The following is a 15,765-nucleotide window of genomic DNA, read 5'->3' as shown; positions in this document are numbered from 1 at the left end:
GTTTTAAATTGATGCGAATGGACATGCCTAATCAACAGACAATTCACCACTTTGACGTGATTATTGTGGGCAGTGGCGGTGCTGGTTTAAGCTTAGCTTTATCGTTACCAAGTCATTTTAATATTGCGGTTTTAGCCAAAGCTGCTTTAACTGAAGCAAGTACCTTCTATGCACAAGGTGGTGTTGCTGCAGTTCTTGATGAAACTGACTCTATTCAACAACATATTAATGACACTATGATTGCAGGTGCTCATTTATGTGAAATAGATGCAGTACAGCATACTGTAGAAGGTGGTCGTCCTTCTGTTGATTTTCTTTTAAAGCAAGGCGTGCAGTTCACCTTAGATGAAGATGAACAGCTTCATCTAACACGTGAAGGCGGTCACTCACAGCGCCGTATTATCCATTCTGCTGATGCAACAGGCAAAGCTATTTCAACTACATTGGTTGAACGAGCGAAAGAACGCAAGAATATTACAATTTTTGAAAATTACATTGCGATTGATTTAATTACGTCGCATAAGTTGGGTCATATAGATCAAGCGAATCGTGCTATTGGTTTATATGCATTAGATGAAAAAACAGAAAAAGTTCATACTTTCCTTGCTCCATTTACCGCACTTGCTTGCGGTGGTGCGATGAAAGCTTATCTTTATACATCTAATCCAGATATTGCCACAGGTGATGGTATTGCTATGGCTTACCGCGCAGGTTGCCGTGTAGCCAATATGGAATTTAACCAGTTTCATCCAACCTGCCTATATCATCCGCAAGCACGTTCTTTCTTAATTACTGAAGCGATGCGTGGCGAAGGTGCTTATTTACGCCTGCCAGACGGCGAACGTTTTATGCTACGTTTCGATGATCGTGCAGAATTGGCTCCTCGCGATATTGTGGCACGTACCATTGACCACGAAATCAAGCGTCTCGGTATTCGTCATGTATGGTTAGACATTACCCACAAATCACCTGAGTTTATTAAAGAGCACTTCCCTACACTCTATGCAAGATTGCTTGAGCTAGGTATCGACATCACTAAAGACATGATCCCAGTGGTACCCGCAGCACATTATACATGTGGTGGTGTTGTAGTTGATTCTAACAGCCAGACCGATATTGAAGGTCTATATGCAATTGGTGAAACCTCTTATACAGGCTTACATGGCGCAAACCGTATGGCAAGTAACTCGTTACTTGAGTGCTTTGTTTACGGTATGAGTGCAGCAAAAGACATCGAAAATAAATTTGATGAAAACTTCAAATTACCAGAAGTACCAACTTGGGATGATTCACAAGTAACCAACCCAGATGAAGATGTGGTTATTTTACAAAACTGGGATGAGTTACGTTCAACCATGTGGAACTATGTTGGTATTGTCAGAACCACAAAACGTTTAGAACGTGCTTTACACCGTATTGAGATGTTAAAGCGTGAAATCACTGAATATTATCAAGACTACCGTGTCAGCAAAAACCTAATTGAACTGCGTAATCTTGTGCTTGTTTCTGAAATGATTGTGCGCTGTGCCATGCAACGTAAAGAATCGCGTGGCCTACATTACACTCTAGATTATCCTGAAACTTCGAGTGAGATTCGTAAAACGGTTCTAACGCCTCCAAACTTTGCAGTAGAGCAGCCCTTGGTTAATACTGACATTTAGGCTATTTTTCTACAAAAAGCACAGCTCTGGCTGTGCTTTTTATTTAGTTTTATATTTGTGGTCTTGGTGGAATTGAATAAGTCGCGGTCACATGCGCTACTGGTTCTTCTAGCCCAACTGAATAAATCCAGACCTCACCCACGACTAAGCTTTTTCCTACTTTCATAAGCTTACATTCACTACGTAAGTCTTTATCACCTGCAGGTTTTCTTAAAAAATTAATATTAAAATTCGTCGTTACCGCCAAACCCACAATTCCAATTTCACCGAGTATTGCAATATACAAAGCAAAATCTGCCAAAGTCATCATGGTTGGACCAGATATGGTACCGCCTGGGCGTTGATGTCTTTGATCTACATGATAATAAACGACAGCAGCTCTAGGCGTAACTGATTCAATCGTGCAATGTTCAAGACTTGGGGGAAATTCCTTTTCAAGAAACGCTATGATTTCTTCTTTTGAACTTTTCATCCTTATTTTTCTTCAATTTTAGAACAGTATTCAAAATAGCATAAAATACTGTTCAATATGTTCTATGATCTTTTTAAGCAGATTTGTCATCATTTTTAACCACTCCCACAGAACTGAGAGTGGCTTTTATTATTTATCCTAAGTATTGCAAGGCTTGCTCAAATACCTGTTCAGAACTTTGCGTAGCATCTAAACGTTTAATACGTTCTGGTTCAGATTTCCATAAAGTCTCATAACCTTCGCGAACTTTAGTAAAGAAGCTTAACTTTTCTTGCTCGAAACGGTCTAAAGCTCCACGCTCACGTGCACGATTCATACCGAGTTCAATCGGTGCATCTAACCAGAAAGTCACCTCTGGCATACGTGAAACAAAATTCTGATTTAAAAGCTGTAATTTTTCTTGGCTTAAACCACGACCAGAACATTGGTAAGCAAAGCTGGCATCTGTGAAACGATCACTTAAAACAATTTTGTTAGAGGCTAAAGCAGGCAAAATCACTTGTTGTAAGTGTTGAGCACGTGCCGCATAAATTAAGAGTAGCTCAGTATCATGACTCATATTTTCATCATGATTTACCGCTAAAAGCATCGAACGTATTTGTTCTGCGAGCGGTGTACCACCTGGCTCGCGAGTTAAAACAACTTGTTTACCTTGCTCTTCAAAATGCTGATGAATTTTTCGAATGAGTGTAGTTTTACCTACCCCTTCCGTGCCTTCAAAGCTAATAAACATCTCTTTTCCTTATTTCTTCGATCTCAACACGGATAAGTACTCTTGCACCGCTTGATTATGAGCCTGTAAATCTGCTGTAAATTTATGACCACCATTACCAGTTGCCACAAAATAAATATTATTTGAGTCATCTGGATGTAGTGCTGCTTCAATTGCTTTTTGACTTGGCAAAGCAATTGGTGTTGGCGGTAAGCCATTAATTGTATAGGTATTATATGCGGTTGGTGTACGTAAGTCTTCGCGACTGATCTTACCCTTATAGTTATCACCCATTCCATAAATCACGGTTGGGTCAGTTTGTAAACGCATACCAATTTTCAAACGGCGTACAAATACACCAGATACTTGCTCAAGCTCACTATCTATACTTGTTTCTTTTTCAACAATTGAAGCCATAATTAAAGCTTCATACTTATCTTTATAAGGTAAGTTTGGTGCGCGTTTTGCCCAAGCAGTATCTAAAGCTTTCATTTGATGATGATATAAATCGGTGAGGATTTTTTTGTCAGTCTCACCCTTTGCGAAGAAATAAGTGTTAGGCGCAAATAAACCTTCCGGATGATGATAAGGAATACCTAAAGCCTTCATAAGCTGGTCATCTGGTAAATCGAGTATTGTATTTTTTACATTTTTATCATTTTTGAGTGCAGTAATAAGCTGTTTAAAAGTCGTACCTTCAATCACTAAAATACGGTTCATCTGAGCATTATCAGCATTAGACAACATCTCCAATACTTGTCTTACGCTCATTCCCTGTTCGATTTCATACACACCAGCTTTCATGCTGTCATGAATCATAAACTTTTGATAAAGCTTAAGTACAATTGGGAAATGGATTTTATTTTCTTTGGCTAAACGATCAATAAAACCAGAATAGGTCTCACCTGATGTGATCGATAGCATCTGCTTTTTCCCTTCAACAGGATAAGCTTTAAATAAACTTGACCACAAAATAGCAAAAATAGAAATTAAAACGATAAAAAAGCCAATCAGCACCAACTTTTTAGGAAAATGAGATGCTGTTTTCTTGCCCTTTTTTTTAGCATTTTTTGCTTTCGCGTTCACAGGTGGCTTCGGCATATTAATGAATCTGATTCAAGTTAAGATTATGAAATAAATTTAGACACGCCTGTGAATCTAGAGTTTGTTCACCGATTTGAGTAACCACTCGCATTGGATGTAAAGCATTACAAAAGAATAGACTCTGTATTTGTGGCACTTCATCTAATTCAATTATTCTGACTTCGCAGGCAATTCCATGGTGCTGCATACGTGCCAAAATTTCTGCACGCATCACACCGTGGACGCCATTATAGCGAAGTTCCGGTGTAATCCATCTATCATTTAAACGAATAAAACAATTACTGCTTACCCCTTCAACAATATAACCTTGTACATCAGATACTAATGCTTCTGCCCACCCTTGTTGATCTGCTTCTTTTTTTAGCAGTACCTGTTCCAGACGGTTTAAAGATTTAACTCCAACTAGACTCGGCATGGTTAAACCCAAGGCCTGATTTAAAACCCCGCACTGTATAAAGTCGGGTTGGAATTGCTCCAGTGCTTTTGGATAAAACCAGACATAAATATCTGCATCATGCTTTGGCAAACTATAACCACGGTCACCTTCACCGCGGCTAATCACAATTTTTAAAGTGCCGTTGAGTACAAGGTTTTGTTGGTATAAATGCTGCAAACTCTGTTCAATTAATTCAAAATTTGCAATTAAAGCTAGTTTTTGACAAGCAAGTTTTAGACGTTCCCAGTGACGAGCTTTAAGCTCTATCTCGTTCTGAAAAACACGAATTGTGCTAAAGCAACCATCTCCATAATGAAATGCTCGGTCTAGTAACGGAATGGTTTCAACAGGTTGTCCATTTTTAAAACACCACATGTTTAATCCGTCCTTTATTTAAAAACCGCTCAACAATACAACACCATTCATTTAATTAATAAACGACTGATTTTTAAAAATTATACCGATTTAGTTTGTACTTTTGAAACTTGTTATATATCAAGATTTAAGAATAGTTTATCCATTTTTATTATTTCTATTTTTTTCATATTAAATTCGTTTTTTATTATTTTTTTAGAATAAAGAGTAGCGCTATTCTGCGTTCATGTTTTGAACATTTCGTATTTTTGAGGGGTTATCTCATGCGTTTTTCTCAATTAAAAGTTGGGGTTATTGCTGCGCTTCTTTCTGTTTCATCATTTGCAGCGCAAGAGTTTTTAAACGTTTCTTACGATCCTACTCGTGAGTTATATACAGACTTTAATAAACAGTTTGGTACTTACTGGAAACAGCGTACTGGTCAAGATATTCAGTTTAAGCAATCACACGGTGGTTCTGGTAAACAGGCTCGTGCAGTGATTGATGGCTTAAATGCTGACGTTGTGACATTAGCACTTGCAGCTGATATTGATGAAATTGCTGAAAAAGCAAAATTGCTTCCAACTGATTGGCAAAAGAAGTTGCCACAAAACTCTACACCATACACATCAACAATCGTGTTTTTGGTACGTAAGGGTAACCCTAAACAAATTAAAGACTGGGGTGACTTAATCAAACCAGGTGTAGAAATTATTACACCCAACCCGAAAACTTCTGGCGGTGCTCGTTGGAACTATCTTGCAGCTTGGGCTTGGGCAAAACATCAACCAGGTGGTAATGATGCTAAAGCACAAGAATATGTCCGCCAAATTTATAAGCACACTAAAGTTTTAGACTCAGGTGCACGCGGTGCAACAACAACTTTTGCTGAACGTGGCATTGGTGACGTATTGCTTGCTTGGGAAAACGAAGCTCATTTAGCTGTTCGCGAACAGCCAGGCAAGTTTGAAATTATTACCCCATCTCTATCTATTTTAGCTGAACCACCAGTTGCTGTTGTTGAGAAAAACGCTGCCAAAAAAGGCAATCTCACCATCGCGAAAGGTTACCTCAACTACTTGTATTCACCTGCTGGCCAAGAAATTGCAGCACGTAACTTCTACCGTCCGCGTAATGCAGCTGTACTCAAAAAATACAGCAATGTATTTAAACCATTGAAACTCGTGACAATTGATAAAGAGTTTGGCGGTTGGACAAAAGTACAAAAACAACACTTTGATAATGGTGGTGTTTTCGATCAAATCGTGAAAATCAATAGTGCAGAGAAGTAATTCTTTGTACTAACGATAAGGAGAACAGACATGACTCACTCTGTAATTGTCCCAGGTGTAGGTGGAAGTGAACATCAACATTGGCAATCTTGGTTGCAGCGTCAACTCGTGTCTAGTTCTCGTGTTGAGCAAAAAAACTGGGATAGACCCGTATTAAGTGAATGGATTGAGCAATTTGTTAAAACAGTTCAAGCAGTACAAGCACCCGTACAAATCGTTGCGCATAGTTTCGGTTGCTTAACCAGTGTTGCTGCTTTGGCTGAGCATCCTGATTTACAACTTCAAGTTAAAAAATTAATTTTGGTTGCTCCTGCAAATCCAGCACGTTTTGGTGAAGCAGGTTTTGCCCGCCATAGCCTGACTGACTACAAAGATTATTTTCATCAGTTAAAAATTAATGTGCCTACAACACTACTGATTAGTGAAAATGATCCTTGGCTAGATTTTTTCGATGCTTTACAACTTGCTAAAGCTTGGCAATTAGACCCGATTAATCTTGGACAAGTTGGGCATATTAATGTTGCTTCTGGTTTTGGCCCATTTTCTGACTTACTGAACTATCTACTTCCTGAAGATTCGATGTGTAGCCACTCATCTATTGATCCGGTAAAGACACATTTCTCTTTGAAATTTGCTTAATACCCAGCTTTATACCGCGCCGTTTATCTTTATTTATTCGCTTACTGGTTTCAGCAGGCTTTTCTCTTTGAGGAAATATCATGTCGCAGCGATCCCGAGTGCTGCCTGGGTTTGGTCTATCATTGGGCTTCACCCTCGCCTACGTTTCTTTTATTGTGCTTATTCCATTAGCCGCAGTCTTTATCAAATCATTTGGAATCGGATGGGACGGACTATGGGAAATTTTAACCTCTGAACGTATTTTAAAATCGCTTCAACTCAGCTTTAGTTCAGCTTTAATTGCGGCGTTTATTAATGTTGTTTTCGGACTACTTTTAGCTTGGTGCCTTGTCCGTTATAACTTTCCCGGAAAACGTCTAGTTGATGCTTTAGTAGACTTACCTTTTGCACTACCAACGGCAGTCGCAGGTATTGCACTCACTTCGCTTTATGCTCCTACTGGCTGGATTGGTCAATATTTAGAACCACTTGGTATTCATGTTGCTTATACCCCTATCGGGATTACGCTAGCTTTAGTGTTTATTGGTATTCCTTTTATTGTTCGAACTGTTCAACCGGTATTAAGCGATATCGAAACCGAGCTTGAGGAAGCGGCTTCTGCACTTGGGGCAAATCGCTGGCAGACCATTACTAAAATTATTTTGCCCATATTACTCCCTGCTCTATTTACAGGCTTTGCTTTAGCATTTGCTCGCGGTGTAGGTGAATATGGTTCTGTAATTTTCATTGCAGGAAACCAGCCGTTTAAAACAGAAATTGCCCCGCTCATGATCATTTCTCGCCTTGAAGAATATGACTATGCAGGTGCAACGACTATTGCTGCAGTTATGTTAGTTCTCTCTTTCATTATTTTATTTGTCATTAACTTACTTCAAGCATGGGCAAACCGTCGTACAGGGAGAAATATCACATGAACCTACATACCGACAGCAATGCTCTTGCTTTGAAATTGCAATCTCGTGATGCGACACGTGAACCAACTTGGGTACGTTATACGCTCATTACAATTGCGCTGATCTTTTTCCTTAGCTGTCTGATGTTGCCTCTTATTCTGGTTTTTGTTGAAGCATTTAAACAAGGCCTTGAAGTCTATGTTCAGGCTTTGATTGATCCAGATACGTTATCAGCAGTGAAACTAACACTATTAACCGCAGCAATTGCCGTTCCGATTAATGTGATTTTTGGTGTTGCGGCAGCATGGGCTGTTTCTAAGTTCCAGTTTAAAGGCAAAGCAGTTTTAACCACCATTATTGATATGCCCTTTTCAGTTTCACCTGTCATTGCAGGTTTAATGATTGTACTGATTTTTGGTGCTCAAGGTTGGTTAGGCGGCTGGTTAATGGATCATGACATTAAGATTTTATATGCCGTACCTGCAATTGTTTTAGCGACCATTTTTATTACCGTTCCTTTTGTCGCGCGTGAATTAATTCCTCTTATGGAAGCGCAAGGAACAGAGGAAGAAGAAGCAGCTATTGTACTCGGTGCATCAGGTTGGCAAACCTTTTGGAAAGTCACTCTGCCTAACATTAAGTGGGGTCTGATTTACGGTGTGATTTTGTGTAATGCCCGCGCAATGGGTGAGTTTGGCGCAGTATCGGTAGTTTCGGGACACATCCGTGGTGAAACCAATACTCTGCCACTGCATGTTGAAATTTTATATAACGAGTACACCTTCAGCGCAGCCTTTGCCGTGTCCTCATTGCTTGCTTTCTTAGCCTTATTAACACTGGTATTGAAAACTTGGTTAGAACTACATCAAGACAAACCAGAACCGCATTCAACTGATTCGTAAGGAATGAAATCATGAGTATTCAAGTTAAGAATATTGAAAAACACTTTGGTGCATTCCATGCGCTTAAAAATATTTCCCTAGACTTTCCAGAGGGCGAGCTGGTTGCGCTACTCGGACCATCTGGTTGCGGTAAAACCACACTACTTCGTATTATTGCCGGCTTAGAATCGGCCGATGGCGGTCAAGTATTACTTGAAGGCGAAGATGCAACTAATGTCCATGTTCGCGAACGTCAAGTTGGCTTTGTATTTCAGCACTATGCTTTATTCCGCCATATGACTGTATTTGACAATATTGCTTTTGGCTTACGTGTTCGCCCTCGTGCCACACGTCCTTCGGAAGCTGAGATTAAAAAACGTGTTACTCGCTTGCTTGACCTAGTTCAACTGGGCTTTTTAGCAGACCGCTACCCTGCTCAGCTTTCTGGTGGTCAACGTCAACGTATTGCCTTAGCGCGAGCACTCGCTGTAGAGCCTCGTGTGCTATTGCTTGATGAACCATTTGGCGCACTTGATGCCAAAGTCCGTAAAGAACTACGCCGCTGGTTAAGGAACTTGCATGATGAGCTGCATATCACTTCAATTTTCGTAACCCATGATCAAGAAGAAGCACTTGAGGTAGCTGATCAAATTATTGTGATGAATAAAGGTAACGTCGAACAAATTGGTTCGCCGCGTGAAGTTTACGAAAAACCTGCCACACCATTCGTATTTGATTTCTTAGGTCAAGCAAACCGTTTTGAAGGCGAACATGCTGGCGGTATTATCCGTATTGGCAATGATCGTATCGAATTACCGACTACAGTTCAGGCACCGCAAGGAAAAGTGATTGCTTTTGCCCGTCCGGATGAGTTACATATTCATTCGCAACCACAGGCAAATACAATTGAAGCAACTTTTGTACGTGAAGTCTGGATTGCTGGAAAAGTAGTGGCGGAATTACAAGATCGTAATGGACGTTTAATTGAGATTGCTTTGAGCAGTGAAGCTGCAAAACAACATGCATTTAAACCGAATCAAACTGTTTGGGTGAGTGCATCTCAACTTCACCTATTTGCAGATCAAGTTGCTTAAGGAATTATTTGGTGAGGAGCCATCTCGCGGAATTTAAAGCCGTTCCTCACCTCTTTCGAGGAAAAGTGTAAATGAACTTTCAACAATTAAGAATTATCCGAGAAACAGTACGCCAAAACTTTAATTTAACGGAAGCATCTGCCGCGTTATATACCTCTCAATCAGGTGTAAGTAAACATATTAAAGATTTAGAAGATGAGTTAGGTGTACAACTTTTCGTTCGTAAAGGTAAACGTTTACTTGGTTTAACTGAACCAGGCCAATCGCTACTTAGCATTGTGGAACGTATGCTTGTAGATGCAGAAAATATTAAACGTCTTGCAGATGACTTTAATAAAGTGGACGAAGGTACTTTAACAATTGCGACAACGCATACTCAAGCGCGTTATGTGCTACCACCGATTGTCAATCAATTTAAAAAGCTGTTCCCTAAAGTCCATTTGATTTTGCAACAAGCCAGTCCTGTCGAAATTGCAGAAATGCTTTTACAAGGCGAAGCCGATATTGGTATTGCGACAGAGTCTTTAACCACTGAAGAAAACTTAGCAAGTATTCCATACTATCAATGGCAGCACAGTATTATTACTCCGCAAGATCATCCACTTGCAAAGCTCGATAAAATCGATCTTGATGCTTTATCTGAATATCCATTGATTACTTATCACGGTGGTTTTACAGGTCGCTCTAAAATTGATAAAGCATTTGAAGATGCTCAAATTGATGCAGATATCGTAATGTCTGCGCTTGATGCCGATGTTATTAAAACTTATGTTGAACTTGGTATGGGCGTCGGAATTGTCAACGATGTTGCCTATGATGCGGAACGTGACTATCGTTTAAAGCAAATTAAAACTGATATCTTTGGTGTTAATACTACATGGATTGCTGTTCGCAAAGGTCACTTATTACGCGGTTACGGTTATGAGTTTATTTCTTTATGCTCACCTGATGCTGACATCAAAGCGTTGAAGAAAATTGCTTATCCAGATGAATAAGAACTGCAAAAAATAAAAGAGCTTTTTAGCTCTTTTATTTTTATCTATAAAAAACGAGCCGAGGCTCGTTTTTTATAGAATATTATTACCAGAAGAAGTTCACACCAACTTTACCAACTGGTAACCATTTGTATTTGTCATCGTTAGCAATCTTACGAGCTTCAGCATTCACAGCTTCTTCAAGAGACTGACTGCCACCTGTAATTGCTGAACCAGATGAAACTAGTTTTACAGTTGGGTTACCAGTGTAGTAAGCGCCTACTTCACCGAATACACCCCAGTTTTTATTAATTTTAGGCGCGAAACCAAAACCTAAGTAAGGAGCAATATCATTTTTATATGACATTTTACCGTTAATTTTCACACCATCAGCCCCCGCAATAAAGTCTTGGTTATTTACGCGGAATGAACGTGTAGCGTCAACATTACGATTTAGGTCATAGTCATTATCAAGATATGCTGCACCCGCAGCTACGTATACACCTTGAGCCCAACGGTTAGTACTTGCACCCCATGGATGAATTTCAGCATTTAAATAAACGTTGTTATTATCCATATCTAGGTCATATGTTGAACCGTTGACTTTTACATCATCAGACCAAGAAATATCACCACCGTTATAACCCAATGCTAAACCTACATATGGATTTGCTTGCCATAATAAAGCACCACCGTAACCTGTAGTACCTACCTCAGCACGAGCACCTACTGGAATTAATTGGTTTTTATCGAATGCATAACTGTCATGAACAACAGCTTCATCTGCCATTGCAGCACCAGCAGCAAGTAAAGCTGTAGTTGTCACTAAAACACGTAATACTTTCATCGTTTTCTCCTCAAGAAAAGGCTCTGTTTTTAATTTATTCAGCTTGTGACAAAAATTATATTCAAGAGCATAGATTCTTTTTTATACAAAAACTGCTAGATTTCTGTTATTTTTTGATACAAATTGAGTTAAATTTTTATTTTCAAATCATTTTTGTGTAAAAAACACTTGATTATCTAATAAGCTTTTCCACTTTAACTCTCGCTTTAAACGTAACACGTTTTTTCAAAGATTCTTGTCACAAATTAGTGTAAAATCTTTAAAATTTTTTATGGAAGGAAGATCATGTCTCAGCTTTCTACGATCATTGAGCAAGCATTTGAAGACCGCGCAAACTTTACTGCAGCAGATTGCTCAAGCGAAATTCGCCAAGCTGTTAAAGAAGCAATTGCTGGATTAGATAACGGTACACTTCGTGTTGCAGAGAAAATCAATGGTGAATGGGTTGTTCATCAATGGTTAAAAAAAGCTGTTTTATTATCATTTAAACTAAATGACAATAAACCGATCGAGTCATGTGATCTTCGTTTCTACGACAAAGTTGAAACTAAATTCTCTGGTTGGACTGAAGAGCAATTTAAAGCTGCTGGTGTTCGTGTTGTACCTCCTGCTGTTGCTCGTCGTGGTAGCTTCCAAGCTAAAAATGTGGTGTTAATGCCATCTTATGTCAACATTGGTGCTTATGTAGATGAAGGTACAATGGTTGATACATGGGCAACTGTAGGTTCATGTGCTCAAATCGGTAAAAACGTTCACTTGTCTGGTGGTGTTGGTATCGGTGGTGTTTTAGAGCCATTACAAGCTAACCCAACCATTATTGAAGACAACTGCTTTATCGGTGCGCGTTCTGAAATTGTTGAAGGTGTTATTGTTGAAGAAGGTTCAGTCATTTCAATGGGCGTTTTCATTGGTCAATCAACCAAAATTTATGACCGTGAAACTGGCGAAATCCATTATGGCCGCGTTCCTGCTGGTTCAGTTGTTGTACCAGGTAACATCCCGTCTGCTGACGGTAAATACAGCTTATATGCTGCAATTATCGTGAAAAAAGTTGATGCGCAAACACGTGCAAAAACAAGTTTGAACGATTTGTTACGCGCTGACTAATTTCAGTTTGATCAAGCATCTCTACGGTCAACACTGATCGTAGAGATTTTATTTTTTATATAGTGTGGTATTTCTAGAATGGCTTCCTTACGTTCCTCTGCAATTCCTGTCTCTGACCCTGCGTCTGGTTTACGCATTACCGAGATTTTTTACTCGTTGCAGGGTGAAGCAAATGCCTCTGGTCTACCGACTGTATTTATTCGCTTAACGGGCTGCCCTTTACGTTGTAGTTATTGTGATACCACCTATTCTTTTGAAGGAGGTGAACGTTTATCACTAGAGCACATTATTGAAACGGCTGAAAAATATCAAACGCCTTATATTTGTGTGACTGGTGGCGAACCTCTAGCACAGCCAAATTGCTTAATTTTATTACAACGTTTATGCGATGCGGGTTTTGACGTTTCTTTGGAAACCAGTGGCGCGCTCGATGTGTCAAAAGTAGACCCACGTGTTTCTAAAGTTCTCGATTTAAAAACACCAACTTCTGGTGAAGAACATCGTAATCTCATCAGTAATCTTGACTACCTAACTTCACATGACCAAATCAAATTTGTGATCTGTAATCGTGAAGACTATGAGTGGTCAAAACAACAAGTTGAACAATATCAACTGCAGACCAAAGTCAGTACCGTTTGGTTCTCCCCTGCCTTTGCAGTTGAAAAAGGTGCTGTTGGCCTACCACGTTTAGCACGTGATCTGGCACAGTGGATACTGGACGATAAACTGCCTGTTCGTTTCCAGCTACAGTTACATAAACTGCTCTGGAACGATGAATCAGGTCGTTAGTCATTCAATAAAACAAATCATTCCGAATATGGAGAAAAATATGCGCCCTCGTGCCATTGTTTTACTTTCAGGCGGCTTAGACTCAACCACTTGCCTAGCTTGGGCACAAGCGCGCTATGAATGTATCGCTATTAGTTTTATGTATGGTCAACGCTCAACCACTGAACTTGATGCAGCAAAAGCATTAGCGCAGCGCGCAGGCGTTGAACATCGTGTTATTAATATCGATTTAGCCAATTTAGGTGGATCTGCACTTACAGACCATAACATTGCTGTACCAGAACAATTACAAGAAGGCATTCCTGTAACTTATGTACCAGCACGTAACACAATTTTCCTCTCTTATGCCTTAGCAGCAGCAGAAGTTTTCAATGCTGAAGCGATTGTTATTGGTATCAATGCTGTTGATTATTCAGGATATCCTGATTGTCGTCCAGAATTTATTGATGCTTTTGCCAATATGGCTCGTTTAGCAACTAAAGCTGGCGTTGAAGGAAAACCACTTAAATTTGAAACACCCCTGTTACATTTATCCAAAGCGAATATTATACGTTTAGGGATTGAACATGGCGTAGACTATAGTCAAACGGTATCTTGCTATCAAGCAGATGCTCAAGGACGTGCGTGTGGCAAGTGTGACAGTTGCCGTTTGCGTAAAGAAGGCTTTATCGATGCTGGTGTCACCGATCCAACACGCTATATACCGCAATAAGTAGGTAAAATTTATGAAGTTGTTAAAATCAAATCTTATTCTTTCATCTTTATTCTCAGCAGCTGCACTTATGGCTGGTTCAGTTCATGCAGCTGATAACCCAGTTCAAGCAGCATATAAAAGCACTAACGTTAAAGGTGCATTAATCAACGTTTGTAAAGACCAAACTGCAAAAGGCGGTAAATTAAGCTCAGCTGAAGTTAGCAAATTCTGTAGCTGCCAAGTGGAAGCACAAGGTAAAGTGACTGAAGCACAAAAATGGGAAATCCAAAGCGCAATCAATGCGAAGAAAAGCCCAAGCTCTTTAGCTTTTGTACAACAACAAAACCGTGATCTTAAAGCATGTTTCGGTCCTCAGTTAACAACTAAGCTTGAAAAATTAACTGAAGAAGCGATGAAAGCAGCTCAACAACAAGCTCCTAAAAAATAAGCTTTTGTTGCTCCAAATTAAGCCTGCATTTATACAGGCTTTTTTTATAGCTCTGTTAAAATGACACTGACCTCATCATTCGAAATAAACCATGCAAGAACAATGGAAAACCAACGCACATAACAGACAGTCAATTGTCTCCTTTAGTGGAGGTAAAGACAGTTCTCTTGCACTGTATGATGCAATGCGAACTGGGAATGTAATTGGTTTAATCGTTATGCTGGAAGAACATGGCCAACGCTCCCGTTCCCATGCTATGCCACTTGATATTATTCGAGCACAAGCGAAAGCAATTGGCTTACCCGTGTTTATGGCTTCATCTAGTTGGAATGACTATGAAAGTAAATTCATTAACTTATTGGATGAAGCTAAACAAAAAGGTGCAGAAGTACTGGTTACAGGTGACTTAGATATGCCTGAACATGGTTGTTGGCATGATCGCGTCACTCAAATGGTTGGACTTAAACTAGGCATGCCACTTTGGCTACGCCCTCACCGTGAAGTTGTTGAAGAGTTTATTCAACTTGGATTTCAGAGCATCATTGTGACCGTAAACCTTAAACTCGGGATGAAGGTAGAAGATTTAGGTCAAGTGTTATCGCTAGAGTATATACAGGAACTTGAAAACCGCGGAATTGATACATGTGGTGAGGGCGGCGAATTCCATACCACTGTCATTGACGGCCCAATTTTTAACAAAGCTATTCCTGTAAGAAAACTCGATATTGTTTATCATGAAGAATATGCTTTTCTACCACTTGAATTAGATCGAATTTAACTTTTAAAGGATAAGAAATGTCTGAAAATATTCAACTGCCAAATCAGGTTTTCCCAACTACACACGGCGGAGTTAATTTGGCTGAAGTCGATAATGAATGGCTGATTATTTACTTCTACCCTAAAGACTCAACTCCTGGCTGTACCACACAAGCTGTCGGTTTTTCTTGTTTAAAAGACCAGTTTGATGCTTTGGGTGCTCGTATTTTTGGAGTATCACGTGACTCAGTAAAAGCCCACCAAAACTTTACAGAAAAACAGGCTCTAACTATTGATTTAATTAGTGATAAAGAAGAAGTGCTTTGTAATCACTTTGATGTCATTAAAGAAAAGAATATGTATGGAAAAAAAGTAATGGGTATCGAGCGCTCTACTTTTATTTTCCATAACAAAACTTTAGTTAAAAGCTACCGTAAAGTAAAAGCTGCTGGACATGCAGAACAAGTTTTAGAAGACTTAAAAGCATTACAAACGGCTTAATAAGCTTGAGCAACAAAAAAGCGGGTTTAAGACTCGCTTTTTCACATGTACAAAAATTACTCATATATTTTAATTTGGCGTATGATAAAAATATTAAAATAATTCGAACTC

The 15,765-nt window shown here is 39.4% G+C and carries 18 protein-coding genes; 13 read left to right on the top strand and 5 right to left on the bottom strand.

Annotated elements, in window-relative coordinates:
* Positions 1–17 precede the first annotated feature (17 nt).
* Entirely contained in the window at positions 18–1,661 is a 1,644-nt protein-coding gene (gene nadB, locus MKL35_RS04640) for an L-aspartate oxidase (RefSeq protein WP_017394350.1), read from the top strand.
* A gap of 49 nt (positions 1,662–1,710) precedes the next feature.
* Here nadB and MKL35_RS04635 read toward each other — a convergent pair whose 3' ends face one another.
* From MKL35_RS04635 to pabC, 4 genes are all read right to left on the bottom strand, one after another.
* Entirely contained in the window at positions 1,711–2,133 is a 423-nt protein-coding gene (locus tag MKL35_RS04635) for a PaaI family thioesterase (RefSeq protein WP_004885824.1), read from the bottom strand.
* Between the two features lie 133 nt (positions 2,134–2,266).
* Complete coding sequence (gene tmk / locus MKL35_RS04630; protein WP_270912955.1) at positions 2,267–2,866, bottom strand: dTMP kinase; 600 nt, start codon at positions 2,864–2,866, stop codon at positions 2,267–2,269.
* Between the two features lie 9 nt (positions 2,867–2,875).
* Positions 2,876–3,946 (bottom strand): endolytic transglycosylase MltG, encoded by a 1,071-nt coding sequence (gene mltG, locus MKL35_RS04625; protein ID WP_032011923.1) that lies wholly within the window; start codon positions 3,944–3,946, stop codon positions 2,876–2,878.
* Position 3,947: 1 nt separating this feature from the next.
* Positions 3,948–4,760, bottom strand: coding sequence for an aminodeoxychorismate lyase (gene pabC / locus MKL35_RS04620; protein WP_032011924.1), 813 nt, complete (start codon positions 4,758–4,760; stop codon positions 3,948–3,950).
* Positions 4,761–5,023: 263 nt separating this feature from the next.
* On the opposite strand from pabC, the gene MKL35_RS04615 reads away from it, so the two are divergent.
* The 6 genes from MKL35_RS04615 to MKL35_RS04590 all read left to right on the top strand — a co-directional run bounded on the left by MKL35_RS04615 (position 5,024) and on the right by MKL35_RS04590 (position 10,533).
* The gene (locus MKL35_RS04615; protein WP_002052521.1) at positions 5,024–6,031 is read left to right on the top strand and encodes a sulfate ABC transporter substrate-binding protein; all 1,008 of its coding nucleotides are present in this window, start codon (positions 5,024–5,026) and stop codon (positions 6,029–6,031) included.
* Positions 6,032–6,061: 30 nt separating this feature from the next.
* Complete coding sequence (locus MKL35_RS04610; RefSeq protein ID WP_032011925.1) at positions 6,062–6,670, top strand: RBBP9/YdeN family alpha/beta hydrolase; 609 nt, start codon at positions 6,062–6,064, stop codon at positions 6,668–6,670.
* 80 nt (positions 6,671–6,750) lie between these two features.
* Positions 6,751–7,584: a sulfate ABC transporter permease subunit CysT gene (cysT, locus tag MKL35_RS04605; protein WP_004707527.1), complete on the top strand. Its 834-nt coding sequence runs from the start codon at positions 6,751–6,753 to the stop codon at positions 7,582–7,584.
* Positions 7,581–8,465 carry a sulfate ABC transporter permease subunit CysW gene (gene cysW, locus MKL35_RS04600; protein ID WP_004707525.1) on the top strand — a complete coding sequence of 295 codons (885 nt, stop codon included), beginning with the start codon at positions 7,581–7,583 and terminating at the stop codon, positions 8,463–8,465. The genes cysT and cysW overlap by 4 nt, the downstream gene beginning before the upstream one ends.
* Before the next feature lie 11 nt (positions 8,466–8,476).
* Positions 8,477–9,538 carry a sulfate/molybdate ABC transporter ATP-binding protein gene (locus MKL35_RS04595; protein WP_002052588.1) on the top strand — a complete coding sequence of 354 codons (1,062 nt, stop codon included), beginning with the start codon at positions 8,477–8,479 and terminating at the stop codon, positions 9,536–9,538.
* A 71-nt stretch (positions 9,539–9,609) separates the two neighbouring features.
* The gene (locus MKL35_RS04590; RefSeq protein WP_002052645.1) at positions 9,610–10,533 is read left to right on the top strand and encodes a CysB family HTH-type transcriptional regulator; all 924 of its coding nucleotides are present in this window, start codon (positions 9,610–9,612) and stop codon (positions 10,531–10,533) included.
* An 85-nt stretch (positions 10,534–10,618) separates the two neighbouring features.
* Here the strand turns inward: MKL35_RS04590 and carO are convergent, their stop codons facing one another.
* Positions 10,619–11,359: an ornithine uptake porin CarO type 3 gene (carO, locus tag MKL35_RS04585; RefSeq protein WP_016805510.1), complete on the bottom strand. Its 741-nt coding sequence runs from the start codon at positions 11,357–11,359 to the stop codon at positions 10,619–10,621.
* Between the two features lie 285 nt (positions 11,360–11,644).
* On the opposite strand from carO, the gene dapD reads away from it, so the two are divergent.
* From dapD to MKL35_RS04555, 6 genes are all read left to right on the top strand, one after another.
* Positions 11,645–12,466: a 2,3,4,5-tetrahydropyridine-2,6-dicarboxylate N-succinyltransferase gene (gene dapD / locus MKL35_RS04580; RefSeq protein WP_032011926.1), complete on the top strand. Its 822-nt coding sequence runs from the start codon at positions 11,645–11,647 to the stop codon at positions 12,464–12,466.
* Between the two features lie 78 nt (positions 12,467–12,544).
* Positions 12,545–13,255 carry a 7-carboxy-7-deazaguanine synthase QueE gene (queE, locus tag MKL35_RS04575; RefSeq protein ID WP_002052669.1) on the top strand — a complete coding sequence of 237 codons (711 nt, stop codon included), beginning with the start codon at positions 12,545–12,547 and terminating at the stop codon, positions 13,253–13,255.
* Positions 13,256–13,295: 40 nt separating this feature from the next.
* Positions 13,296–13,967, top strand: coding sequence for a 7-cyano-7-deazaguanine synthase QueC (gene queC / locus MKL35_RS04570; RefSeq protein ID WP_001247780.1), 672 nt, complete (start codon positions 13,296–13,298; stop codon positions 13,965–13,967).
* Positions 13,968–13,980: 13 nt separating this feature from the next.
* Positions 13,981–14,397 carry a hypothetical protein gene (locus tag MKL35_RS04565; RefSeq protein ID WP_002052853.1) on the top strand — a complete coding sequence of 139 codons (417 nt, stop codon included), beginning with the start codon at positions 13,981–13,983 and terminating at the stop codon, positions 14,395–14,397.
* 91 nt (positions 14,398–14,488) lie between these two features.
* Entirely contained in the window at positions 14,489–15,175 is a 687-nt protein-coding gene (locus tag MKL35_RS04560) for a diphthine--ammonia ligase (protein ID WP_032011927.1), read from the top strand.
* A 17-nt stretch (positions 15,176–15,192) separates the two neighbouring features.
* Positions 15,193–15,654, top strand: a complete 462-nt coding sequence (locus MKL35_RS04555) for a peroxiredoxin (RefSeq protein WP_004707515.1) — start codon at positions 15,193–15,195, stop codon at positions 15,652–15,654.
* The last annotated feature ends 111 nt before the right edge of the window (positions 15,655–15,765 follow it).

It is taken from the genome of Acinetobacter sp. AOR41_HL, from assembly GCF_027854645.1.
Taxonomy (GTDB): domain Bacteria; phylum Pseudomonadota; class Gammaproteobacteria; order Pseudomonadales; family Moraxellaceae; genus Acinetobacter; species Acinetobacter nosocomialis.
This window is presented reverse-complemented; position numbering and strand designations above follow the sequence as displayed.

Coding starts and splice junctions, on each gene's coding strand:
- nadB (WP_017394350.1), top strand. CDS start 18: ATGGACATGCCTAATCAACAGACAATTCACCACTTTGACGTGATTATT.
- MKL35_RS04635 (WP_004885824.1), bottom strand. CDS start 2,133: ATGAAAAGTTCAAAAGAAGAAATCATAGCGTTTCTTGAAAAGGAATTT.
- tmk (WP_270912955.1), bottom strand. CDS start 2,866: ATGTTTATTAGCTTTGAAGGCACGGAAGGGGTAGGTAAAACTACACTC.
- mltG (WP_032011923.1), bottom strand. CDS start 3,946: ATGCCGAAGCCACCTGTGAACGCGAAAGCAAAAAATGCTAAAAAAAAG.
- pabC (WP_032011924.1), bottom strand. CDS start 4,760: ATGTGGTGTTTTAAAAATGGACAACCTGTTGAAACCATTCCGTTACTA.
- MKL35_RS04615 (WP_002052521.1), top strand. CDS start 5,024: ATGCGTTTTTCTCAATTAAAAGTTGGGGTTATTGCTGCGCTTCTTTCT.
- MKL35_RS04610 (WP_032011925.1), top strand. CDS start 6,062: ATGACTCACTCTGTAATTGTCCCAGGTGTAGGTGGAAGTGAACATCAA.
- cysT (WP_004707527.1), top strand. CDS start 6,751: ATGTCGCAGCGATCCCGAGTGCTGCCTGGGTTTGGTCTATCATTGGGC.
- cysW (WP_004707525.1), top strand. CDS start 7,581: ATGAACCTACATACCGACAGCAATGCTCTTGCTTTGAAATTGCAATCT.
- MKL35_RS04595 (WP_002052588.1), top strand. CDS start 8,477: ATGAGTATTCAAGTTAAGAATATTGAAAAACACTTTGGTGCATTCCAT.
- MKL35_RS04590 (WP_002052645.1), top strand. CDS start 9,610: ATGAACTTTCAACAATTAAGAATTATCCGAGAAACAGTACGCCAAAAC.
- carO (WP_016805510.1), bottom strand. CDS start 11,359: ATGAAAGTATTACGTGTTTTAGTGACAACTACAGCTTTACTTGCTGCT.
- dapD (WP_032011926.1), top strand. CDS start 11,645: ATGTCTCAGCTTTCTACGATCATTGAGCAAGCATTTGAAGACCGCGCA.
- queE (WP_002052669.1), top strand. CDS start 12,545: ATGGCTTCCTTACGTTCCTCTGCAATTCCTGTCTCTGACCCTGCGTCT.
- queC (WP_001247780.1), top strand. CDS start 13,296: ATGCGCCCTCGTGCCATTGTTTTACTTTCAGGCGGCTTAGACTCAACC.
- MKL35_RS04565 (WP_002052853.1), top strand. CDS start 13,981: ATGAAGTTGTTAAAATCAAATCTTATTCTTTCATCTTTATTCTCAGCA.
- MKL35_RS04560 (WP_032011927.1), top strand. CDS start 14,489: ATGCAAGAACAATGGAAAACCAACGCACATAACAGACAGTCAATTGTC.
- MKL35_RS04555 (WP_004707515.1), top strand. CDS start 15,193: ATGTCTGAAAATATTCAACTGCCAAATCAGGTTTTCCCAACTACACAC.